This window comes from Trinickia caryophylli (assembly GCF_034424545.1).
Lineage (GTDB): Bacteria > Pseudomonadota > Gammaproteobacteria > Burkholderiales > Burkholderiaceae > Trinickia > Trinickia caryophylli.
Window position 1 is genome coordinate 1,687,540 of record NZ_CP139970.1, and the last position, 23,370, is coordinate 1,710,909.

At 67.0% G+C, this 23,370-nt stretch carries 20 protein-coding genes and 1 riboswitch; of the genes, 7 read left to right on the forward strand and 13 right to left on the reverse strand.

Annotated elements, in window-relative coordinates; genetic code table 11:
* Positions 1-3: 3 nt before the first annotated feature.
* The 5 genes from U0034_RS07710 to U0034_RS07730 form a co-directional block, all read right to left on the reverse strand.
* The gene (locus U0034_RS07710) at positions 4-831 is read right to left on the reverse strand and encodes an ABC transporter ATP-binding protein (RefSeq protein ID WP_085228261.1); all 828 of its coding nucleotides are present in this window, start codon (positions 829-831) and stop codon (positions 4-6) included.
* Between the two features lie 92 nt (positions 832-923).
* Positions 924-2,042, reverse strand: coding sequence for a thiamine phosphate synthase (gene thiE, locus U0034_RS07715; RefSeq protein ID WP_085228262.1), 1,119 nt, complete (start codon positions 2,040-2,042; stop codon positions 924-926).
* A gap of 25 nt (positions 2,043-2,067) precedes the next feature.
* Positions 2,068-2,877 (reverse strand): thiazole synthase, encoded by an 810-nt coding sequence (locus tag U0034_RS07720; RefSeq protein ID WP_085228263.1) that lies wholly within the window; start codon positions 2,875-2,877, stop codon positions 2,068-2,070.
* Between the two features lie 82 nt (positions 2,878-2,959).
* A complete protein-coding gene (thiS, locus tag U0034_RS07725; RefSeq protein WP_085228264.1) occupies positions 2,960-3,157 on the reverse strand; it encodes a sulfur carrier protein ThiS in 198 nt (65 codons plus the stop codon).
* Between the two features lie 55 nt (positions 3,158-3,212).
* Positions 3,213-4,352: an FAD-dependent oxidoreductase gene (locus U0034_RS07730; protein ID WP_085228353.1), complete on the reverse strand. Its 1,140-nt coding sequence runs from the start codon at positions 4,350-4,352 to the stop codon at positions 3,213-3,215.
* A 208-nt stretch (positions 4,353-4,560) separates the two neighbouring features.
* Positions 4,561-4,684, reverse strand: a riboswitch (TPP riboswitch).
* Between the two features lie 361 nt (positions 4,685-5,045).
* Between U0034_RS07730 and U0034_RS07735 the strand changes: the two genes are divergently transcribed.
* The 4 genes from U0034_RS07735 to U0034_RS07750 all read left to right on the forward strand — a co-directional run bounded on the left by U0034_RS07735 (position 5,046) and on the right by U0034_RS07750 (position 9,041).
* Positions 5,046-6,812 carry an ABC transporter ATP-binding protein/permease gene (locus U0034_RS07735; RefSeq protein ID WP_085228265.1) on the forward strand — a complete coding sequence of 589 codons (1,767 nt, stop codon included), beginning with the start codon at positions 5,046-5,048 and terminating at the stop codon, positions 6,810-6,812.
* A 230-nt stretch (positions 6,813-7,042) separates the two neighbouring features.
* Positions 7,043-7,525: a hypothetical protein gene (locus tag U0034_RS07740; protein WP_085228266.1), complete on the forward strand. Its 483-nt coding sequence runs from the start codon at positions 7,043-7,045 to the stop codon at positions 7,523-7,525.
* 8 nt (positions 7,526-7,533) lie between these two features.
* Positions 7,534-8,163, forward strand: coding sequence for a hypothetical protein (locus U0034_RS07745; protein WP_085228267.1), 630 nt, complete (start codon positions 7,534-7,536; stop codon positions 8,161-8,163).
* A 113-nt stretch (positions 8,164-8,276) separates the two neighbouring features.
* Positions 8,277-9,041, forward strand: a complete 765-nt coding sequence (locus tag U0034_RS07750; RefSeq protein WP_085228268.1) for a response regulator — start codon at positions 8,277-8,279, stop codon at positions 9,039-9,041.
* A 75-nt stretch (positions 9,042-9,116) separates the two neighbouring features.
* On the opposite strand, the gene U0034_RS07755 is transcribed toward U0034_RS07750, so the two are convergent.
* The 4 genes from U0034_RS07755 to U0034_RS07770 are packed head-to-tail and all read right to left on the reverse strand — an operon-like array spanning position 9,117 to position 11,017.
* Positions 9,117-9,785 (reverse strand): flagellar basal body L-ring protein FlgH, encoded by a 669-nt coding sequence (locus U0034_RS07755; protein ID WP_085228269.1) that lies wholly within the window; start codon positions 9,783-9,785, stop codon positions 9,117-9,119.
* Positions 9,786-9,844: 59 nt separating this feature from the next.
* Positions 9,845-10,549, reverse strand: coding sequence for a hypothetical protein (locus U0034_RS07760; protein ID WP_233212028.1), 705 nt, complete (start codon positions 10,547-10,549; stop codon positions 9,845-9,847).
* A 49-nt stretch (positions 10,550-10,598) separates the two neighbouring features.
* Positions 10,599-10,823, reverse strand: a complete 225-nt coding sequence (locus U0034_RS07765) for a DUF6726 family protein (protein WP_386092207.1) — start codon at positions 10,821-10,823, stop codon at positions 10,599-10,601.
* Entirely contained in the window at positions 10,820-11,017 is a 198-nt protein-coding gene (locus U0034_RS07770) for a hypothetical protein (RefSeq protein WP_085228270.1), read from the reverse strand. The genes U0034_RS07765 and U0034_RS07770 overlap by 4 nt, the downstream gene beginning before the upstream one ends.
* A gap of 334 nt (positions 11,018-11,351) precedes the next feature.
* On the opposite strand from U0034_RS07770, the gene U0034_RS07775 reads away from it, so the two are divergent.
* Both U0034_RS07775 and U0034_RS07780 read left to right on the forward strand, forming a co-directional pair.
* Positions 11,352-12,095 (forward strand): response regulator, encoded by a 744-nt coding sequence (locus U0034_RS07775; protein WP_085228271.1) that lies wholly within the window; start codon positions 11,352-11,354, stop codon positions 12,093-12,095.
* Between the two features lie 21 nt (positions 12,096-12,116).
* Entirely contained in the window at positions 12,117-13,394 is a 1,278-nt protein-coding gene (locus U0034_RS07780; RefSeq protein WP_085228272.1) for an ATP-binding protein, read from the forward strand.
* A gap of 285 nt (positions 13,395-13,679) precedes the next feature.
* Here U0034_RS07780 and U0034_RS07785 read toward each other — a convergent pair whose 3' ends face one another.
* Complete coding sequence (locus U0034_RS07785) at positions 13,680-14,618, reverse strand: tyrosine-protein phosphatase (RefSeq protein ID WP_085228273.1); 939 nt, start codon at positions 14,616-14,618, stop codon at positions 13,680-13,682.
* Between the two features lie 283 nt (positions 14,619-14,901).
* Here U0034_RS07785 and U0034_RS07790 point away from each other — a divergent pair, with 283 nt between their 5' ends.
* A complete protein-coding gene (locus U0034_RS07790; protein ID WP_085228274.1) occupies positions 14,902-16,245 on the forward strand; it encodes an MFS transporter in 1,344 nt (447 codons plus the stop codon).
* 85 nt (positions 16,246-16,330) lie between these two features.
* Here the strand turns inward: U0034_RS07790 and thpR are convergent, their stop codons facing one another.
* From thpR to U0034_RS07805, 3 genes are all read right to left on the reverse strand, one after another.
* Positions 16,331-16,933, reverse strand: coding sequence for an RNA 2',3'-cyclic phosphodiesterase (gene thpR, locus U0034_RS07795; protein WP_085228275.1), 603 nt, complete (start codon positions 16,931-16,933; stop codon positions 16,331-16,333).
* Positions 16,934-16,949: 16 nt separating this feature from the next.
* Positions 16,950-18,416, reverse strand: coding sequence for a glutamate synthase subunit beta (locus U0034_RS07800; protein WP_085228276.1), 1,467 nt, complete (start codon positions 18,414-18,416; stop codon positions 16,950-16,952).
* 183 nt (positions 18,417-18,599) lie between these two features.
* Positions 18,600-23,300, reverse strand: coding sequence for a glutamate synthase-related protein (locus U0034_RS07805; RefSeq protein ID WP_085228277.1), 4,701 nt, complete (start codon positions 23,298-23,300; stop codon positions 18,600-18,602).
* Positions 23,301-23,370 lie beyond the last annotated feature (70 nt).

Genomic DNA, 23,370 nt, shown 5'->3' on the forward strand with positions numbered 1-23,370 from the left:
CGATCATGCGCGCCCTCCGCCGATGCCGAAATCCGCCGCTAGCGGCGTTTGCGTCGGATAGTGGAAACGGAACGGGCCGTCGGGGGCGCCATCGATGAACTGTCGCACCGACGGGTCGACCGACTCGCGCAGCTCGGCCGGCGTACCTTCGGCAAGCACGCCGCCGTTCGCGAGAAAGTAGACGTAATCGGCGATCGCGAACGATTCGGGGACGTCGTGCGTGACGAGAATCGACGTGGCCCCGAGCGCCTGATTGAGCGTGCGGATCAGATTGGCCGTGATGCCGAGCGAGATCGGGTCGAGCCCCGCAAACGGTTCGTCGTACATCATCAGTTCGGGATCGAGCGCGATCGCGCGCGCGAGCGCCACGCGCCGGGCCATGCCGCCCGAGATCTGCGACGGCGAAAGATCGCGCGCGCCGCGCAGGCCTACTGCGTTGAGTTTCATCAGTACGAGATCGCGGATCAGCGCTTCCGGCAGATCCGTGTGCTCGCGCAGCGCGAACGCCACGTTCTCGAACACCGACATGTCGGTGAAAAGCGCGCCGAACTGGAACAGCATACCCATCTCGCGGCGCAGGGCGTAGAGCCCCTCGCGCGTTTGCTTGCCCATGTCGCGGCCGTGAAAATTCACTTCGCCGCGCCGCGCCCGCTCGAGGCCGCCTATCAGGCGCAGCACCGTTGTTTTACCGCAGCCGGAGCCGCCCATGACGGCCACGACCTGTCCGCGCGAGAAGCGCATGTTCAGGTTGGAAAGAACGAGGCGCCCTTCGTCGTAGCCGAAATCGACGTTGCGCAACTCGAGAATGGGCTCGGAAGAAGATGGCGGCACGAAGCACGGGCTCCTTTTAGGCGGAAGCGGAATTATAGGGCCTCAGCGCCAACGCCGCTGTGACAGCGCGCGGTCGCAATTGAAAAACTGCGTTACCGCCGCTGAACAGGCGCGGCGGCGAACGCCGCCTCGAGCGCGGCAACCGCCGCCGCCGGATCCGCCGCGGCCGTAACCGCGCTCACGACCGCCGCACTGCCCACGCCCGTGGCGAGCACGCCCGGCAACGACTCGAGCGTGATTCCGCCAATCGCCACAAGCGGGAAGGCGCCGTCGAACAGGCGCACGAAGCGCGCAAGGCGCGCGAGGCCCTGCGGGGCGGTGGGCACCATCTTGGTGCCCGTCGGGAACACGGCGCCGAACGCAAGGTAGCTCGGGCGGTAATGCGCCGCGCGCAGCATCTCGCTGTAACCGTGCGTCGACAGCCCCAGCCGCAGGCCGGCCGCGGCGATCGCGGACAGATCGGCGGTGTCGAGGTCTTCCTGCCCCAGATGCACGCCATAGGCCCCTGCCTCCAGCGCCTCGCACCAGTGGTCATTGATGAACACGCGTGCGCCGTGGCGGCGCCCGGCTTCGACGCTGCGCCCGATTTCGTCGGCAAGGCGCGCGGGGGGCGCATCCTTCAGGCGCAGCTGAATCGTGCCGACGCCAAGCGCCACGAGCCGCTCGACCCACTGCGCACTGGGCACGACCGGGTAGAGCCCGAGCCGCGGCGGGCATGCGGCGAAGGGCCGCGCAGGCGCGGCCGGGAGGTCCGCGATGCGCGGATAGTGCGCGAGCGTGCAAGGCCAGGCGTCGTCGCCACGCGACTCGTCGGCGTCGCGCCAGGCGAGCGCGAGCACGAGCGCATCCGCGGGATCGAAGCCGCAATCGAGAAAGCTGGCGAGTGCCGCGAGCCAATCGTCGGCCGGCTCGCCCACGAGCGCCGTGCGCTTGCCGCCAAGCGTCAGGCGCACGCCCGTGTGCGTCGCCTCCAGCACGCCGGCCCCGGCCGCGAGCCAGGCCGGACGGGCCGCATCGTGCTCGCGCTCGTCGGCCACGACGATGAGATCGCCCATGCGCGGTTCGTCGGGCGGCGTCAGGCACAGACGCCAGGGCGCGGCAGCGCGCGGCCATTCGCCGAGGTGGGCGCGGATCCGTTCGGCCGCCTCGATCAGTTCGTCCGCGGGCGGCCAAAAGACTTCGCGTCCGGTGAACGACAGCGTGCGGTTCATGACAGCCCTCCCGGCGCGATGCCGCTCAATGCCCGTCCTGGTGCCAGAACGGCATGCCGACCACCGGCGTGCTTGCCTGCGCGCTGTCGCGCTCGTCCATTGGCCCCGCGACGAAAGCCGAGCGCCCCGCCTCCACGGCCATGGCGAACGCGCGCGCCATGCGCGCCGGCTCCGTCGCCTGCGAAACGGCCGTATTGAGCAGCACCCCGTCGAAGCCCCACTCCATCACCTGGCACGCGTGCGAAGGCACACCGAGCCCCGCATCGACGATGAGCGGCACCCCGGGCAGGCGTTTGCGCAGCACGCGCAGACCGTACGGATTGATGACGCCCTTGCCGGTGCCGATCGGCGCGCCCCAGGGCATCAATGCCTCGCAGCCGGCATCGACGAGGCGGCGGCCGATGACGAGGTCTTCCGTGCAGTAGGGCAGTACCTTGAAGCCGTCCTTGACGAGGCGCGTGGCGGCCTCGACGAGCGCGACGGGATCGGGCTGCAGCGTGTAATCGTCGCCGATGACCTCGAGCTTGATCCAGTCGGTGTCGAACACCTCGCGCGCCATGTGCGCCGTGGTGACGGCTTCATCCACGGTCTGGCAGCCGGCCGTGTTGGGCAGCAGCGGCACGCCATGGCGCTTGAGCAGATCGAAGAAGCCGGCCTCGGCGGTCTCGGCGTTCATCTGGCGGCGCAGCGCGACCGTGACCATGCCGGGCCGGGCCGCTTCGATCGAATCGGACAGCGATTGCAGCGACGGGTAGCGCGACGTGCCGAGCAGCACGCGGCTCGCGAAAGTGGCGCCATAGAGTGTCAGGGCGTCGGCGGCGGAAGCGGGGTTCATCGAAGGAATCCTCGAGCGGGTGGCAAGCAGGGCAAAGAGACAGGCATCGGGTTCGTGCGGCGGGCTGGCGAGGCCGGCCCGCTCAGCCCCCCGCGACCGGATGAACGATGTCGAGCCGGTCGCCGGCCGCCAGCGCGCGCTGAGCATGCTGCGCGCGGGCGACGAACTGGCCGTTGACGGCCACGGCGAACGGGGGACGGGCGCCGAAGGCCGCGAGGGCGTCGGCGACGCTCGCGCCCTCGGGCAGCGCGAGCGGCTTTTGGTTGACGTGTATGACCATGATTTCGAACGATTCGACGTGGCGGACGTGCTCAGCGGCGCTCAGGGGCGGCGGCTCATGCGCCGGCCGCTACCGCTTCGCGCTGGCCGGCCATGTGGAGCATCTGCGCCCAGCGCGAGCCGCCGCGCCAAGCGGCGAAGCCGTCGGCATCGGCCACGCGCCGCTCGACGAGGGCACGGGCGAGTTCGGCGGCGGTCCGGGCCACCTCGGGCGCGATCATGAAACCGTGGCGGTACAGGCCGTTGACCGCGATACGGGCCGCACCGTCCCAGACGATCGACGGACGGTGATCGGGCAAGGTCGGCCGGCATTGCGTCCCCAGCTCGAGAATGCGCGCCTCGCCGAATGCCGGATGCACGGCGAACGCCGCACTCAAAAGTTCGAGCGCCGAACGCACGCTCACCGGCGACATATCCTCGCCTTCGATCTCGGTCGCGCCGATCACGAACACGCCGTCTTCTTTCGGCGCGATGTAGATGGGATACCGCGGGTGCAGCATCCGCACGGGCCGTGCCAGCGCGATGCCGGGCGCCTGTACGCGCGCGACTTCGCCGCGAATGCCTCGCAGCGCGGGCCATGCCGCTTTTGCGCCGAGCCCACGGCAATCGATCGTCACGTGCGCAGCGGGCAGTGCAAGATCCTCCACGGCCGTCTGCCAGTGCAGCTCGACGCGGCGCTCGGCGAGCCCGGCCGCCAGCGCGGCGAGCACCTGCCGATTGTCGAGCTGGCCTTCGCGCGGCAGCAGCAATCCCTGGCTGAAGCGGCCTGCGAGCAAGGGCTCCGCCGCGCCGAGGCTCGCCGCGTCGAGCGAGGCAAGATCGCCATTGGCCACGAGCGAGGCGGGTGCATTCGCGCGCACCCGGCGCTCGAACAGCGAGGCCTCGGCGCGATCGGCCCTATGCCATACCACGAGCGTACCGTTGCGCTGGAAAAAAACCGGCTCGGGCAGCTGCGCGGTGATCGCAGGCCATGCGTCGAGCGAAGCGGCACCGAGCTCGACGAGCAGCGGCTCAGCGCTTGCTGCCTCGGCGAACGGCGCAAGCATGGCGGCGGCAACCCAGGCGGCCGAGCCGGCGCCGCGGGCATCGCCGCGCTCGTACAGCGCGACGCGGTGGCCTTCGCCCGCGAGTTGCCATGCCACGAGCCGGCCCACGAGCCCCCCGCCGAGCACGGCGAAATCGGGCTTATCGTGCATACCGGGCCGGCCGGCATCGCGGAGCGCCGGCAATACGGTTGAAGATTGAACAGTCATCGGATCGATCCTTTCTGTACGGCAGTCACACGTACCCAAGGACGAAACCGGCGGGTGAGGCCGGCCGGGCGGCGCACCTCGGCGACATAGCGCCATGCGGCCCGGCGGAGAAACGGACACCCGATTGCAAACGAGCATCCGCGCGCGTCAAGCGCGGGTTCCGGAAACTTCCCGCGCCGGTATTATCCGGATCGGGTGCGAAGGGACTCTCTCAGCCTCGCCGCGATATGGCCTGCGCCATGCTCGCCTCTTGCGAAGCACCCCTGTTTCGTCGCGGCCATTAGACCATAAAAATTTGAGACACCGCAAACCCCGGCCTGCGGCATACGGCCCCAAATGGGGATACGCGCGGCACGGGCAGTCATGCCGCGGCGCGGTGGCACGCTCTGGCACAATGCGGCGTTCGAGAGCCGTGCGCCACGGTCGGCTCACGAACGAGCGCCCCGGGCGTGGGCTGGTTTTCGATCGGCAAGGACCCGCCGCCTGCGCAATCGAGCCACGCTCAGGACAATTACGACACGTTCAGGACGGTTAAGTCCTGTTTAAGAGCCGCGCGAAAAAATGCACGCAACTCGGTAGGTCGCCGGTCGGCATCCGCAGACCATCCCTGGACTCCATCGATCAAGATACTCCATCATGACGCCCATCACGAACGACCGGCCCTTCTGGCGCGGCAAAGCCCAGCGCGACCCCGACGAGATCTCCGCCTGGAGCCTCATCAAACCCTATTGGGTGTCGGAGGAATGGAAAATCGCCTGGGGGCTGCTCGTGACGATCATCGCGATGAACCTCGCGATCGTCTGGATCAACGTACGGCTCAACAGTTGGAACGCGCAGTTCTATAACGCGTTGCAGGGAAAGGACGTCAGTCATTTCCCGCATCTGCTGCTCGTTTTCACGGCCCTCGCGTTCGCATACATCATTCTTGCGGTCTACCGCACCTACCTGCGCCAGATGCTCGGCTTTCGCTGGCGCCAATGGATGACGAACCGCTTTCTGAGCGACTGGTTCGGCGAACTCGCCTTCTACCGCATCGAACGCGATCGCCTCGCCGACAACCCCGACCAGCGTATCTCCGACGATCTGCAGTCGTTCGCCACCTCCACACTCGTGCTGTCGCTCGATCTGCTCTCGACCGTCGTCACGCTCATTACGTTCGTCACGATTCTCTGGACCATCGGCGGCGCCATCACCATCGCGCTAGGGGGCACGCCCGTCTCGATTCCGGGCTATATGGTCTGGGCCGCGGCGATCTACGCGCTCGGCGGCTCGTTGCTCATCCGAAAGGTCGGCCACCCGCTCGTCTCGATCAACTACCAGCAGCAACGCGTGGAAGCCGATTTCCGTTTCGGCCTCATCCGCGTGCGTGAGAACGCCGAGCAAATCGCCTTCTACAACGGCACTCAAGTCGAGAACGAAACGGCTCGCGGCGTCTTTCAGCGCATTCGCGACAACTGGTGGATGATCATGCGGTACACGCGGCGCATGAACTTCGTGCTGAGCTTCTATGGCCAGCTCGCGATCATTTTCCCGATCGTCGTTGCGTCACCGCGCTATTTCGCCGGCGCCTACACCATGGGCGTGCTCATGCAGATCTCCGAAGCGTTCGGCCGTGTGAGCGACGCCTTCTCCTGGTTCATCAACAGCTACCAATCGCTGGTCGAATGGCGCGCCACCGTCAACCGTCTGCGCGAATTCAAGCGCGTCATGCGCGCCACGCACCTCAAGGAATCCGTGCTGCCCGCCACCGAACACGGCGGCATCAACCTGCATTACATCGATTCGCCGACGCTCGCCACGCATTCGCTCGCACTTGCCTTGCCGAACGGCACCCCGCTCGCCTCGATCGCCGATGTCACGATCGAGCCCGGCGCGCGCTGGCTCGTGCGCGGCGCATCGGGCTCGGGCAAGAGCACGCTGCTGCGTGCGTTCGCAGGCCTTTGGCCGTTCGGCGACGGCGCGATCGACGCCCCCGTGGGCGCGCGCACGATGTTCGTGCCGCAGCAGAGCTATTTGCCGATCGGCACGCTCAAAGCCGCGCTGACCTATCCGGCCGCGGCCGACACGTTCAGCGACGATGCGTGCCGCGAGGCGCTCGCACTCGTGCGGCTCGGCCCCTATGGGGAACGCCTCGCGGAGTCCGCGCACTGGACCCGCGTACTTTCGCCAGGCGAGCAGCAGCGGCTCGCGGTGGCGCGGGCGCTGCTGCACCGGCCCGACTTCCTGTTTCTCGACGAAGCCACGAGCGCACTCGATCCTGAAAACGAAGCGCTCGTGTACAGGCTGCTCGGCGAGCGCCTGCCGCGTACGGCAATCGTCAGCGTCGCCCACCGCGAGTCGCTCGCGGCCTTCCATACGCACACGCTCGTCGTCGAGCGCGTGCGGGAGCGCGAGGCGGCATAGCCGCCAAGGTCTCCGGCCCCCCGCCCATCGCCACGGGGCACGGGGCACGGGGCACGGGGCACGTCGGCGAAATTTTTTGAAATCCCTGGGAACATCCAGGAAGCGGTAACGGGCGAGGCCAGTTTATTCGCGACTTCGAATCGGCCTGGCGGCGGCGATCATCGGTGCAATGCAAGGCACACCCTTTCGCGGCGTGCCGCCGTTCCACCACCGCCATCGGAGTTCAGCTCATGTCGTTCGCTTCGTCCTTCCGCCCGCTCGTTTCGCGCGGCGCCCGTCTCGTTCAGGCCCGGCTCGTTCTCGGCGCCGCGGCCCTCACAGCTTTCGGCATCGCCCAAGCCGCGGCTTCGGCGCAAGGCACCGAGCCCGCCGACGTATGCGCTCCGCTGAAGCACATCGTCGCGGCGCCCGATTTCGGCGCCCTCGGCAGCGATCCCGCTGCCCGGCTGCCCGGCTTCGACGGCTCCGACACCTGCCGCGCAGGCGCACGTTCCTATGACTGCCGCTGGCGCGCGCATTGGGGCGCCGACGGCGTCGTCAACGACCCGCTGCAAGAGCTCGGCGCCGATATCGCCGCCTGCTTCGGCAATGCCGTGCACGACGTCAATACGCCATATCGGCAGCACTTCATCGTGTCCGACGGTAATCGTCGCGTAACGATCTGGGCCGGCGTCACGGGCGCGAACGCGTTGCGGCTGCGCGTCGCACGCTGAGCGCGCAGGTGGGCTCGTTCGCCTTCGCCGCGGTACGCAGCGTCGCAAGAGGCGTCACGAAAGGCGCCGCGTGCGTGCTCGCACTCGCCACGAGCGGCTGCGCGTGGACGGTCTTCACCGCAGTCGACGCGGCCGGGTCGGCCATCCAGGCCGGCTATGCGATCGCGGCGAACTACTCCTCGCCGGCCTACGTGACGGGCTCTCCCGCCAACGTCCGCATGGTCTGCATCGAGCTGAATCCGAACGTCTCCACGATCGACATCATCCCGGCGATGCAGATTGCGCTCGAGCAGCGCGGCATCGCCTCGGGCATCTACAATCCGGGCGCGGCACCCGCCGGCTGCGAAGCGCAGCTCACTTACAGCGCGACGGTCTCCTACGGCCGCCGCGCCCTCGCAGGCCAGGCCGTGCAGTATTTGTCCGCCATCGACATGACGCTCGTCGAACGCGGCAGAATCATCGTCAACGCCCGTTACGAGACGGGTGGCCTCGATACGGACCGCTACTCGAGCACCGCCATCAAGGTGAAAGGCATCATCGACAAGATCGTCGTGGACAAGCGCGGCGCGCCGTCGCTCATCAGCGCATCCTCCACGCCCCTTGCGCCGCCCGGCTCGGGCGCAACGCCGGCACAATGAGCCGCGGCGCGCCCTTCGCCCGCATGTTCTCTGTTGCACGAATCTTGCCGGCGTAAGAATCGGAAAGCGTTGCATGCTTTCCGGGACAGCATGCTGTCTTTAAGATCGGCGAAATGAACCCTTCGATTCTCGTCGTCGACGACGACCCCGTCGTGCGGGAGCTGCTGCGCGACTATCTCGAGCGGCGCGGCTACGCGGTTTCGTTGCTCGAAGACGGCATGGCGCTCGAGCGCACGATCGAAACCGATCGCCCCGAGCTCGTCGTGCTCGACATCATGATGCCGGCGCTCGACGGCGTAAGCGCACTACGCGCATTGCGCGCGGCGGGCAACGACGTGCCCGTCATTTTGCTGACCGCGCGCGACGACGTCATCGACCGCGTGATCGGACTCGAGCTCGGCGCCGACGATTATCTCGGCAAGCCGTTCGATCCGAGCGAACTCGTGGCACGCATCCGCACGGTGCTGCGCCGCCGCAGCTCGCTCGTGCCCGGCGCGCCGGAGGCGCGCGCCCCCTATCGCTTCGGCCACTTCGAAGTGAGCTTCGCCACGCGCGAATTGCGCCGCGACGGCGAGCGCATCCCGATCAGCTCGAACGAATTCGCCACGCTGAAGGTATTCGTGACCCACGCCATGACGGTGCTCACGCGCGCACAGCTCATCGAAAAGCTGCACGGCAACGCGCAGGCGCATCGCAGCCGCAGCCTGGACGTCTCCATCTGGCGCCTGAGGCAGATCATCGAAAGCGACCCCTCCGAGCCGCGTTATCTGCAGACGGTGTGGGGCCGTGGATATGTATTCGTTCCGGCGGGCGATGTGGGCGCGGCCGAGCGCTGCCTGTCCGCCGCCGACGGCGCGAACGCGCCGGCCGGCCGCTGAGCGCTCTGTAGCCCGCGCCGTCGATTGCGGCCGTTCCAATGGCCAGCACCAGCCTGCAATCGGCACGAGCCGACCCTAGAACGCCATCACGCTCATGAACATGCGCTGAAGCCAGCCGACCGTGGTGCCGTCGCTGAGCGTGCCGAAGCCCGCCTCTTCGATGCGCGCGTTCGCCACTTTGCTCGATTCGACATAGTTGCCGGCCTCGATGTCCTTGGGGTTCACGATGCCCTGCAAACGCAACCGCTCGCGGTTGCCCTTCAGCGAGATGATCTTCTCGCCGGCCACGACGAAGTTGCCGCCCGCCGTCGTGCCGATGACGGTCACGGCCAGCGTGCCGCTCATGCCGTTCGCATTGGAAAGCGAACCCTTCGCCGTGAAATCGTTCGTCGCCGTGCCGACGTTGAAGAACCTCGCGAGCCGCTGAATGGCGCGGCTCGAGCCGTCGGCGGCCTTCGCCGTCATATCCGCCTGACGCTTCGTCGCCATGTCGATGCTGTCGTTGCTCGAGTAGGATTCGGCCAGCCGGATCGTCAGCACGTCGCCGATGCGCTGCGCGCGCGGAGTCTCGTAGAGCAGCAGCGGTGTGCCGGCCTGATAGATGGCGCCCATCGTGTTGACGTTCAGGGGTGCCGCGGCAACGGGCGGCTGCATCGGCACGTCGACGATCGAATCGTGGCCGCCCGCGCAGGCAGCCAGCGACGCAGCGGCGCCGGCAACGGTGACAAGGCGCAGTACGGTCATGGTGAATCCTCGAAGACGAGTAAAGACGAGTAAAGACGAGCGAGAGCCGCCGGCCCCATTCAACCCGCACCCGGGCTGTCTGCGAGCCAGCGGCGCGCAACCGAGCGCAGCCACGCCTCGGGATCGTCGAGCAAATAGGTGAGCGTCGCCGCACGGCTCGCGGGCAGATAGATCAACGTGATCGAGCTGGCCGCGTTGCGCCAGACGTAGATCGGTGCCGCGCCGCCCGACGCGCCCGACATATTCGCGAGCTGCGGCGGCCCGTAGCGGTCGGCAAGCGCGTCGCGCACCTCGCGCGCCGCGCCTTCGTCCACGACGAACGAAATTTCGTAGAGCCGGTATTGCCGCTGCTCGGGCGTGCGCGTGAAGCGCAGCACGTGGTCGCGTGCGAGCGTGCCGGCTACAACGGCGCGCGACGGTTGCCAACCGCTTTGCGTGCGATGCGCCCAACGGCACGAGACGGTCACGCTGTCGTCCGAGCGCAGGTCCATGCCGAGTCCGCCGGCCGCCATGTCGGTATCGCATAGCGGCAGGCTACCGGCGGGAGCCGCGCGCACGAGCGCCGTGTTGCGAAATTCGTCGAGCGTGATGCCGAGCGCGATGCCGCGAAACGCGAACGGCTTGTCCGCGGCACGCCGGGCAGCGCGCTCCGCCGCCGGCTGTGCCGGCGCACGGGCCAGGGCCTCGGCGGTCGATCCGGCCCAGGAGATTGCGGCAACCGCGAACGCCGCCAGGGCAAATGCTGCGGAGGTTCCTTTACGCATGGCTTCGCTCGATTCAAAGCGGGGGCACGGCACCGGCAACGGAAGCGCGCTAGTCGATCGCACTCGCGCAGGCGTCGAACGGCGTCGCGGCCGCGTCGCCCACGCCGGGCACGATCTTCAGCGTCGCCGAAACGAGACGGCAGGGGAACGCCGCCACGCCGCAACCGCCCAATGACGCAACGAGCAGCGCGGCGCCCGCGAGACGCACGGCTTTCGCGATGCGCGGGCGGCGGATGCCGCGTAGCGCCGCGAGTCGATGAATCGGCGCGCTCACGCCGTGGTATCGACGTGCGTACCGACGAGGCCCGTGGGCGTGGGCTTGCGCGAGGTCTGCTGCGCGCTGGAATCGGACGTTGCCGCCGTATCGCTCGTGTTCGTGCTCGCGCCTGTGGTCGACGTGCGTCTCGTTGCGCTCGTCGACGAAACATTCGACAGATGCGGCGAATGTGAGGTGTTTCGAATGGTCATGGCTGGTCTCGTGAAATCGCGGTCGGGAAGGTTCGCCGGTAGCGTGCGCGTTTGCGTCCGCTACCGGCGCAAACGCAGCACCAGGCGGTGTGAAGGCATTCTCGGGGGCTCGAAGGGCACGCGATCGGCGAAGAAACGCGCCGATTCGCACGGTCGTTACGGGACATTTCGAGTACGCGCGAGATCTTTCCGAATGGCATCGCCCGGTAAGAAACCGTGGGCATGCGGGTCAGCCGGTGGGGGGCCGAGGGGAAATTCGGCGCGGCCGGGCGCGTGTAAGTATTGGTAAGAGACGACGTTCGCCCTGACGCCTGCGTCGATCTAGAATCGCGGAATGAGTCAACAGGTTCTGATTGTCGACGACGACCCCGTCGTGCGTGATCTGCTTTGCCGGTTTCTGCGCGAGAACGGCTTCGAGGCGTCCGTCTTGCACGACGGCACCCATCTCGCGCGCCGCCTCGAACGCGAACGCCCCTCCGTGGTCGTGCTCGACGTCATGATGCCGCAGACAGACGGCATGCGTGCCCTCGCTGCGCTGCGCGCGGCCGGCGACGACATTCCCGTCATTTTCGTGACCGCGCGCGGCAGCGTTGCCGACCGCATCCAGGGTTTGTCGATCGGCGCCGACGACTACCTCACGAAGCCATTCGATCCGCGCGAGTTGCTCGCACGCATTCAGACGGTGCTGCGGCGCCGCGGGCCGGCAACGACGAGTGCGCCCGAGGCGCGTCAACGGTACCGGTTCGGCCGCTTCGAGCTCGACTTCGTCACTCGTACGCTCTCGCGCGACAACCAGCGCCTGCCGCTGCGCGACAGCGAATTCGCGTTGCTGAAGATCTTCGCCAACAACCCGTACAAGGTGCTCTCGCGCGTGCTGATCCACGATCTCGTTCACCGCGACGATCTTCCCTTCCGGGACCGCAGCCTCGACGTACCGATCTGGCGCCTGCGCCGCGTCATCGAAGACGATCCGGCCAATCCGTGCCACGTGCAAACCGTGCGTGGCAAAGGCTACGTGTTCGTGCCCGACACCGACGGTACGCCGTTTACCGAGGATGGCCCGGCTGCCGCGACCTGACGAGCACCGACCGGCTGCGCGATGAAAAATCCGCTCAATACGCTGTTCGGCAGAATGGCGCTGCTGTCGATGGCGGTGTTGTTCGCGATCCAGGTCTGCTGGTTCGTGCTCGTGACGCGCCAGCCGCATCACGAAGTCGACGGTTTCGCACGCGGCATCCTCGTTGCGCTGCAAGCCATCAATTCCGGCCCCAAGGACGGCATCGAGCTTGCACCCGCCCTACGCGTGCATTTGATGCCGACGTGGAACGTGCCGCCGACGATCCATTTGCGTCCCCCCGACGAAAGGCCATTCACCGAGCTCGCCGTACGGCTCGCCGACAATCTGCCGCCCGGCACGGAGCTGGCCATCGACAACCTGCGCCCGCCGCGCCTGTGGGTACGCTTTGCCGGCAAGACGATGTGGATCGTCGTGCCCGTCGACATTCCCCCGCCGCCGCGGTTCGTCGTCGAGGGCGTGTCGATGCTCGTCGCGGCGGTCGTGCTGTCGCTGCTCGCGGCGTGGCAGATGCAGCGGCCGCTGCGGCGCGTGGCCCAGGCCGCGAGCGCGTTCGGTGCGGGCCAGCGTCCCGCGGCCGTCGAGCAGAGCGGACCGCGCGAGCTGCGCGAGCTCGTCGCCTCGTTCAACGACATGATGCGGCGGCTCAACGAAGCCGGCGACGATCAGGCGGTGATGCTCGCCGGCGTCGCGCACGATCTGAAGGCGCCGCTCACGCGCCTGAAGCTGCGCGCGAGCGTGCTCGTCGCACAAGAGGAGCGCGGCGGGCTCATCGAAGACGTCGATTCGCTCACGAGCATCGTTCAGCAGTTCCTCGAATTCGCGGGCGGCTCCGCCGATCCGGGGCCGCCCGTGGTTGTCGACGATTTCCTGCGCAAGCAGTTCAACCATGGCGAAGACGCGCCCCCCCCGCTCTTCGCTCTCGACCTGCGGGCGGGTCCGCAGTTCGCACTGCCGCGCACGCTGCTCGACCGGCTTCTCACGAACCTCGTCGATAACGCCTTCGAGCATGGCGAGCCGCCCGTCGAGATCATGACGCTGCGCGAGGAGAAGCACTGGATCATCGAAGTTCGCGACCATGGCGAAGGCATCCCCGAAGACCGAATGGCCGCCGCGATGAAACCGTTCGTGCGACTCGACCCGGCTCGCGGCAGTGCCGGCCACTGCGGCCTTGGCCTGGCCATCGTCGCTCGGCTCGCGCGCGACTGCGGCGGCCAATGCGAACTCAGCAACGCACCGCAAGGCGGATTGCGCGTACGCATCGCGGTACCGCTTGCAGCCGTGCCGCAAAAGGTGGAATGAGCGACGAAGGCGCCGCTGCCGGGCGCTTACCCGGCCTTACCTGTGCCTGCCTTGGCGTACTTGCGCAGCTATATTGGTGGCCTGGCATCTCCGCAATGCCAGCCCCTTTAGGTCCACCCTGAATGGCCGGGGTGGACCTTCTTTTTTTGGGCGCGAGCCGTGTGCCGGCTCGACAGTCGCTCGATGCCGGGAAGACTCCCCAGCCGCCCCACCCGCGCCCCATCCGCACCCCATCCGCACCCCGTTCGACGCAGCGGCGAAGCTTGCCGTGCTCCTCTTTCGCGGTCAGACGACGAGACGGTCGTGCAGAACGTCGATCGTATCCTGCGTCAGCCTGAGGCCATCGGTTAGATAGGCCGTCATGGTGCCGTAACTGGCATGCACCTGATCGAAGGCGACCTGCAGAAAACTCGGCTGCACGCCAAGCATGGGCTGCGCCGCGGCCGCCGCGATCGAGCCGCGCTGCGCGGTAATGACGTCGACTCGCGCCCGGATCGATGCAGCGGCGTAGGTGTTCGAAAGCAAATAGTCCTGCATGATCACGTCGAACGGCACGTTCGCGATGCTGAGCAGCAGCGCGGCCGCCCAGCCCGCGCGATCTTTGCCCGCACTCGAATTCACGAGCTGCGCCCCCGCCGTTTGCGCGAGCTGTTCGAGAAGGTTGCCGAATGCGGCCCGCTGCGCGCTGCCGAGCACGTATTCGCGCTGCGCCCGCTCCATGGCGGCTATTGCCTCGGCGGCCGTGTCGAACGCCCGATCGGCCACGTCGCTCGTGCCGAGCACATTGAATGTCTGATAAGCCGCGCCGATGGGCAGGACGTCGGCCGCACGGGCCACCTCGCCCGGGGTGCGCAGATCGTGGACCACCGCGATCGCGAGGGCGTCGAGCGACGCCCGGTCGGCCGCGTCGAGCGTCAAAGCGCTCGACCGGTAAAAAACGCCGCGCCGCACGAAGCGGCCGTCGATGGTCGGATAGCCGCCTGCCGCCCCGCCCACGTCGCGAAAATTCGCCACCGATGCAAGCCTGGGCGTCGCCCCGGCATCCGCCCCGCCGCCCCCGCCGCAACCCGACAGCGAAAGCCCGCCCGCTGCGCCGCTCAGCAGCACGCTGGCCGTTCCTTTGAGAAACGCGCGGCGCGCGTGCCGCACCTGCGGCGGCGCGGCGCGCAACGCCGTCATGCCGGGGCATGCGCAAGGAGCGAAGGCTTCTGCGGTCGGATCCATCGAATCGTTGGTAAGGGCGGGTGACAGGCAGTGCCGTCGCATGCCGTATAGGCGAACGGAGTCATGGCGACGGGCGCAGGTGAGAAGCTTAACGCGCCCTGGGAAGTTTCGATGACAAATGTAGCAATCGGTAAGAGACGGAAAGACGGACGCGCCGTAGCGCCCGAGGCAAGCCGGCGGCCGAACCACCTGGCCCCACCGGCTTCGCGGATGCGCCTACAATGGCCGGCGTCGCGCCTGTCATGCCTGATTGTCGTTCCGCCGCAGCCAAAAAGGGAGCCGAATGGAATCGTTGCGATGGTTTCACGAGTTGTCGGTGCGCGAGCGCCGCACGCTCTATGCCGGCTTCGGCGGCTACGCGGTCGACGCGTTCGACTTCATGATCTACGCGTTTCTGATCCCGACGCTGATCGCGACATGGGGTATGACGAAAAGCGAGGCGGGAACGATCGCGACAGGCGCCCTGATTTCGTCGGCCGTCGGCGGGTGGCTCGCGGGTGTCCTGGCCGACCGCTACGGCCGCGTACGCGTGCTGCAGGCGACGATCGCCACGTTCGCGCTCTTCACCTGCCTTTCAGGCTTTGCGCAGTCGTTCTGGCAGCTTTTCGCCACGCGTACGCTGCAAGGACTCGGCTTCGGCGGCGAATGGTCGGTCGTGACGATGATGATGGCGGAGACCATCCGCTCGCCGGCGCATCGCGGCAAGGCCGTTGGCATGGTGCAAAGCAGCTGGTCGTTCGGATGGGCAGCCGCGGCGATCGTCTACTGGGCCGCTTTCGCGCTGCTGCCCGAGGCCTACGCCTGGCGCGCGTGCTTCTGGCTCGGCATCGCGCCCGCGCTCTGGATTCTTTATATCCGGCGCAACGTCAGCGAGCCCGATATCTTCATCGCCACGCGCAAGGCGCGCGAAGCCGGCCTCGACCACTCGCATTTCCTTCATATCTTCTCGCGCCGCCACCTGCCGACGACGGTGCTCGGCAGCCTGCTTTGCACCGGTATGCTCGGCGGCTATTACGCCATCACGACATGGCTTCCGACCTACCTGAAAACCGAGCGCCATCTGTCCGTGTTCGGTACGAGCGGCTACCTGATCGTGCTGATCGCCGGGTCGTTCGCGGGTTACGTGACGGGCGCCGTGCTCGCGGACCGGCTCGGCCGTCGCCCGGTCTTCGTGCTCTTCGCGCTCGGCTCGTTCACGCTCGCGATGGTCTACACGATGCTGCCGATCACCGATCGCACGATGCTCGTGCTCGGCTTCGCCCTGGGCCTCGTCATGCTCGGGATCTTCGCGGGCATCGGCGCCTATCTGTCCGAACTCTATCCGCACTCGATCCGCGGCTCGGGCCAGGGCTTTTGCTACAACTTCGGGCGCGGCATCGGTTCGTTTTTTCCGATGGCGGTTGGCTCGCTCGCGCAAACGACATCGCTCGTCAAGGCAATCGGGATCGTGGCGGGCACCGGCTATCTGCTCGTCGTCGCGGCGGCGCTGATCCTGCCCGAGACGAAAGGCCAGGCCCTCGCGGGAAGCGTCGATGGCCTCGATGAGCGCGACGAGCGCGACGCTCGAGCGGCGCCCCGCGCCTTCGTCGACGAAGGCGGCACGGGCGGTATGACCGGGCGGCCGTGAGCCGCTTGTCGCGTGCGTTTGTCGCGTGCGTTTGGCGCGTGCGTTTGGCGCGCGCGACAAACGCACCCAAGGCCGCAAGGCAGGCTCAACGCGCGGGCACGGGCACGCTCGCGAGCGATCGATAGCGCGCGCCGCCGCGCGCAAGCGTGCTCGAATAAAGCGTCAGCATATCGAAACGGAAAGCCTCGGCGCCGTCGAACGAAACGTCCTCGCGCGCCGTCCTGTGCGCGCCCGCGGCCTTCGCATTGCGCGACATGCGCGCGAGCGTGACATGAGGACGAAACGGCCGGTGGTCGTCGATCGGCAGGCCGAGATCGACAATGAGCGCGCGGACTCGTGCTTCGAGCACGGCGAGTTCGTCCGCCGGTTCGAAATCGAGTGCGGCGAGCCGCGCGCGGCCCGGATGAGGCCAGTACGCGAGCCGCCGCGGCGCGAGCGCCGGCAGCGGCACGACGGCGGCGGGCAGCGCCGCCGCCAGTGCTCGCCCTTTGCTCTCGGCAATCGAGCCGAGAAACGCGAGCGTCATATGCAGCTGATCGGCGGGCACGCGGCGCACGCCCACATCGATGGGCAATGCCGCGAGGGCCTCCCGCGAGGCGGCATCGGGCACGAGCGCCACGAAGCAGCGATGCCAGCCGGCATGGTCCGCATGGTCCGTCTCGGGCGCGGGCTCCGTCGAATCGGCCACGCCTAGCCCGCGCGCTTTAGCGCGGCAGCTCGGAGCTGCCCATGAGGTAAGCGTCGACGGAGCGCGCGCACTGCCGCCCTTCGCGGATCGCCCAGACCACGAGCGACTGGCCCCGGCGCATATCGCCGGCCGCGAAGACTTTGTCGACGGACGTATAGTAGGCGCGCTCGCCTTCGGTCGACGCGCGGACGTTGCCGCGCGCGTCCTTGTCGACGCCGAACGCCTCGAGCACGCCCGCGACCGGCTGCGTGAAGCCCATCGCCAGCAACACGAGGTCGGCCTTGAGCTCGAACTCCGAACCCGGCACTTCCTGCATCTTGCCGTCCTTCCACTCGACGCGTGCCGCGATGAGCTTCTCGACCTTGCCGTTCTTGCCTTCGAGGCGCTTCGTGGCGACGGCCCAATCGCGGCTGCAACCCTCCTCGTGCGAGGACGACGTGCGCAGCTTGATGGGCCAATACGGCCAGACGAGCGGCTTGTTCTCCGCTTCCGGCGGCTGAGGCAGCAACTCGAATTGCGTGACGCTCTTCGCCCCATGCCGGTTCGACGTGCCAACGCAGTCCGAGCCCGTGTCGCCGCCGCCGATGACGACGACATGCTTGCCCTTGGCGAGCAGTTGGTCGGTAACCTTGTCGCCGGCGTTGACCTTGTTCTGCTGCGGCAGGAAGTCCATGGCGAAATGGACGCCGGCCAGCTCGCGCCCCGGCACCGGCAGATCGCGCGGCGTCTCGGAGCCGCCGGCCACGACCACGGCGTCGAAACGCTCTTTGAGCTCGTCCGGCGAGATCGTTTCCTTGGCGGTGCTGCCGATGAACGGAGGCAGCGCGTCCTTGCCGATGAAGACGTTGGTGCGGAACGTCACGCCTTCGGCTTCCATCTGGCGCATGCGGCGGTCGATGAGCCACTTCTCGAGCTTGAAGTCGGGGATGCCGTAGCGCAGCAGGCCGCCGATGCGGTCGTTCTTTTCGAACACCGTCACGTCGTGGCCCGCACGCGCGAGCTGCTGCGCGACGGCGAGTCCCGCGGGCCCGGAGCCCACCACGGCGACCTTCTTGCCGGTTTTCTTCTTCGGCGGCTGTGGCGTGACCCATCCTTCGGACCAGGCCTTGTCGATGATCGCGTGCTCGATCGACTTGATACCGACGGGCTCCGCGTTGATACCGAGCGTGCAAGCCGCTTCGCACGGCGCCGGGCAGATGCGGCCCGTGAACTCGGGGAAGTTGTTCGTCGAATGCAGCACTTCGATCGCCTGCCGCCAGTCCTGGCGGTAAACGAGATCGTTGAAGTCCGGAATGATGTTGTTGACCGGGCAGCCGTTGTTGCAAAACGGAATGCCGCAGTCCATGCAGCGCGCGCCCTGAATCTTCGCGTCGTCGTCGCTCAGTGCGAGGACGAATTCCTTGTAATGCTTTACGCGCGCAAGCGGCGCTTCGTATGCCTCGTGAAGGCGTTCGTATTCGAGAAAACCGGTTGCCTTGCCCATGGGGTTCTCTTGTCGTGATCCAAATCGTATCGGGGGCCGGCGGGCGCCGCATGCGTCGTTCGCATACGGCAAGCCTCGATGGCGTCGTATCTTTCGCCCTTTCTGCGCGGCACCGGTGGCATCGCGGCAAGAAAGGGCGTTCGTTTGAGCGTCAGTGCTGTGCGTTCGTCCGAAGCCCGGCGCTCATGCCGCGAGCGCCTCCTTCGCGGCCTTCTTTGCCCCGAGCTCGGCGAGTGCACGCTTGTACTCGGTCGGGAAGACCTTGACGAACTGGCGGCGCGCCGCGTCCCAGTCTTCGAGCAACGCCTTCGCGCGCGGCGAGCCCGTGAACTGGAAGTGCCGCTCGACGAGTCCCTTGAGGAGACCTTCGTCGGTCACGCCGGTATGCCAGAGCGCGCGGTCGACGGTGCGCTCCTGCTCGGCCTGCTGCAGCACCGGCTCGAGCGCGACCATCGAGCGGTTGCACTTGGAGGCAAACGTGCCGTCCGGATCGTAGACGAAGGCAACCCCGCCCGACATGCCGGCCGCGAAGTTGCGCCCGGTCTCGCCGAGTACGACGACCGTGCCGCCCGTCATGTACTCGCAGCCGTGATCGCCCGTACCTTCGACGACGGCGCTCGCGCCCGAATTGCGCACGCAGAAGCGCTCGCCCGCAACGCCGCGCAGATAGGCTTCGCCTTCGATCGCACCGTACATCACCGTGTTGCCGCAGATGATGTTTTCCTCGGACTTGCCGCGGAAGTCATTCGTCGGGCGGATGATGATGCGGCCGCCCGAGAGGCCCTTGCCGACATAGTCGTTGCCGTCGCCGACGAGATCGAGCGTCACGCCGCGCGCGAGGAACGCGCCGAAGCTTTGACCGGCGGTACCCTTCAACTGGATATGGATCGTGTCGTCGGGCAAACCATCGTGGCCGTACTTCTTCGCGATCACGCCGGAGAGCATCGCGCCGACGCTGCGGTTCACGTTGCGCACGGGCTGGATGAACGACACGTGCTCGCCCTTCTCGATCGCGGCGCGGGTCTTTTCGATCAGCGTATGGTCGAGTGCGCGCACAAGGCCGTGGTCCTGCACGTCCACATGGCGGCGGGCCACGTCGGCCGGCACGGCCGGCTGATAGAAGACGTTCGCGAAGTCGAGGCCCTTCGCCTTCCAGTGCTCGATGCCCTTCTTCATGTCGAGCAGCTCCGCGCGGCCGATCAGATCGTCGAACTTGCGGATGCCGAGCTGCGCCATGATCTCGCGGACTTCCTCCGCGACGAAGAAGAAGTAGTTGACCACGTGCTCGGGCTGGCCCTGGAACCTCGCACGCAGCACGGGATCCTGCGTCGCAACGCCGACGGGGCACGTATTCAGATGGCACTTGCGCATCATGATGCAGCCCTCCACGACGAGCGGTGCCGTCGCGAAGCCGAATTCGTCTGCGCCGAGCAGCGCGCCGATCACGACGTCGCGGCCCGTCTTCATCTGGCCGTCGGCCTGCACGCGGATACGCCCGCGCAAGCGGTTCAGCACGAGGGTCTGCTGCGTCTCGGCCAGGCCGAGCTCCCACGGCGTGCCCGCGTGCTTGATCGACGAAAGCGGCGAGGCGCCCGTGCCGCCGTCGTGGCCGGCAATCACCACATGGTCGGCCTTCGCCTTTGCGACACCGGTCGCCACCGTACCGACGCCCACTTCAGAAACGAGCTTGACCGAGATGCTCGCCACCGGGTTCGCGTTTTTCAGATCGTGAATGAGCTGCGCCAGATCCTCGATCGAGTAGATGTCGTGGTGCGGCGGCGGCGAGATCAGGCCAACGCCCGGCACCGAATAGCGGAGCTTGCCAATGTACTCGGACACCTTGTGCCCCGGCAATTGGCCGCCTTCACCGGGCTTCGCGCCCTGCGCCATCTTGATCTGGATCTGGTCGGCCGAAGCGAGGTACTCGGCCGTCACGCCGAAGCGGCCCGAAGCGACCTGCTTGATCTTCGAGCGCAGCGAATCGCCATCCTTCAGCGGGATGTCGCGCACGACTTCGTGGCCGATTACCGACGCGAGCGTATCCCCGTTCTTGATCGGAATGCCGCGCAGTTCGTTGCGATAGCGCATTTCGTCCTCGCCACCTTCGCCCGTATTCGACTTGCCGCCGATGCGGTTCATCGCGATGGCGAGCGTGGCGTGCGCCTCGGTGCTGATCGAGCCGAGCGACATCGCGCCCGTGGCGAAGCGCTTGACGATCTCCTTGGCCGGCTCGACTTCGTCGAGCGAAATCGCCTTCGACGGATCGAGCTTGAACTCGAACAGGCCGCGGAACGTCATGTGGCGGCGCGTTTGATCGTTGATCAGGTGCGCATATTCCTTGTACGTCTGATAGGAATTGCTGCGCGTGGAATGCTGGAGCTTGGCGATGGCGTCGGGCGTCCACATGTGGTCTTCGCCGCGCACGCGGTACGCGTACTCGCCGCCCGCGTCGAGCATCGTCGCGAGCACGGGGTTGTCGCTGAACGCTTCGCGATGCAGGCGGATCGCTTCCTCGGCCACTTCGAAGAGGCCGATGCCGCCGACCTTCGAGGCCGTGCCCTTGAAGTACTTCTCGACGAGGTCGCTCGCGAGGCCGACCGCTTCGAAAATCTGCGCGCCCGTGTACGACATGTAGGTCGAGATGCCCATCTTGGACATCACCTTTTGCAAGCCCTTGCCGACCGCCTTCGTGAAGTTGTAGATCGCCTTCTCGGGCGAGAGGTCGCCCTTCATGCCCTGCGCGGTCTGGGCGAGCGTCTCCATCGCCAGATACGGGTGGACAGCCTCGGCGCCGTAGCCCGCGAGCAGCGCGAAGTGATGCACTTCGCGCGCCGAACCCGTTTCGACGACGAGACCCGTGCTCGTGCGCAGCCCCTGCGAAACGAGGTGCGTATGAATCGCGGCCGTGGCGAGCAGCGCCGGAATGGCGACGTTGTCGCGATCCACGCGGCGGTCGGACACGATCAGCATGTTGTAGCCGGACTTCACCGCATCGACGGCCTCGGCACACAGCGAGGCGAGACGCGCCTCGATACCTTCCTTGCCCCAGGCCACCGGATAGCAGATGTTGAGCTCATACGAGCTGAACTTGCCGCCCGTGTACTGATCGATGGCGCGGATCTTGGCGATGTCCTTGAAGTCGAGCACGGGCTGCGACACTTCGAGGCGCATCGGCGGGTTGATGTTGTTCGTATCGAGCAGGTTCGGCTTCGGCCCGAGGAACGAGACGAGCGACATCACCATGTTCTCGCGGATCGGGTCGATCGGCGGGTTCGTCACCTGCGCGAAAAGCTGCTTGAAGTAGTGATAGAGCGTCTTGTTCTTGTTCGACATCACCGCGAGCGGGGAGTCGTTGCCCATCGAGCCGATCGCCTCCTCGCCCTGCTGCGCCATCGGCGCCATCAGGAACTTGACGTCCTCCTGCGTATAGCCGAAGGCTTGCTGACGGTCGAGCAAAACGGCGGCTTCGCGGCGCTCGGTCGCGACGTCCTCGAGCTTCGGCTCGATTTCGTCGAGCTTGATGCGCACGGCGTCGATCCAGCTCTTGTAGGGCTTCGCGTTCGCGAGGTTGTCCTTGAGCTCCTTGTCGCCGATGATGCGGCCATGCTCCATGTCGATGAGGAACATCTTGCCCGGCTGCAGACGCCACTTCTTGACGATCTTCGACTCGGGAATCGGCAGCACGCCCGCTTCCGACGCCATGATGACGAAGTCGTCGTCGGTGATGATGTAGCGCGCCGGACGCAGCCCGTTGCGATCGAGCGTCGCGCCGATCTGGCGGCCGTCGGTAAACGCGATCGCGGCCGGGCCGTCCCACGGTTCCATCATCGCGGCGTGATATTCGTAGAACGCGCGGCGGTTCTCGTCCATCAGCGTGTGCTGCTCCCACGCTTCCGGAATCATCATCATCATCGCGTGCACGAGCGGGTAGCCCGCCATCACGAGCAGCTCGAGACAGTTGTCGAACGACGCCGTATCCGATTGCCCCGGATAGATGAGCGGCCAGAGCTTCGGCAGATCCTCGCCGAGCACGGCGCTCGCGATCGCACCGGTGCGCGCGTTGAGCCAGTTGACGTTGCCCTTCACCGTGTTGATCTCGCCGTTGTGCGCGATCATGCGGTACGGGTGGGCCAGCTCCCATGCGGGGAACGTGTTGGTCGAAAAGCGCTGGTGCACGAGTGCGAGCGCGGAGACGACGCGCTCGTCCTGCAGGTCGCGGTAATAGACGCCCACCTGCCCGGCCAGCAGCAGGCCCTTGTAGACCACCGTGCGCGCCGACATCGACGGCACGAAGTATTCCTTGCCGTGCTTCAGCTTGAGCGCCTGGATGCGGTGGCTCGCCGTCTTGCGGATGACGTAGAGTTTGCGCTCGAGCGCGTCGGTCACCATGATGTCGCGGCCGCGCCCGATGAAGATCTGCCGGATGACCGGCTCGGTCGCCTTCACAGTGGGCGAGATCGGCATCGCGTGGTCCACCGGCACATCGCGCCAGCCGAGCACGACCTGGCCCTCGGCCTTGACCGTGCGCTCGAGCTCCTGCTCGCAGGCGAGCCGCGATGCGTGTTCCTTCGGCAGGAAGATCATGCCGACACCGTATTCCCCGGCCGGCGGCAGCGTCACGCCTTGCCGCCCCATTTCCTCGCGATAGTAGGCGTCCGGGACCTGAATCAGGATGCCGGCGCCGTCGCCCATCAGCGGATCGGCGCCCACGGCGCCGCGGTGATCGAGGTTATCGAGGATCTTGAGCCCTTGCTGAATGATCTCGTGGCTCTTCTGGCCCTTGATATGGGCGACGAAACCGACGCCGCAGGCATCGTGCTCGTTGCTCGGGTCATATAGACCCTGCGCGGCGGGGACCGTGGTGATCGGTTGCTTGTCGTTCATGGGGACACCGTCTGATGGGGGGCCGGACAGGCCGTTCGCATTAGGGCTTCGCGGGCCGCACCGCAGCACC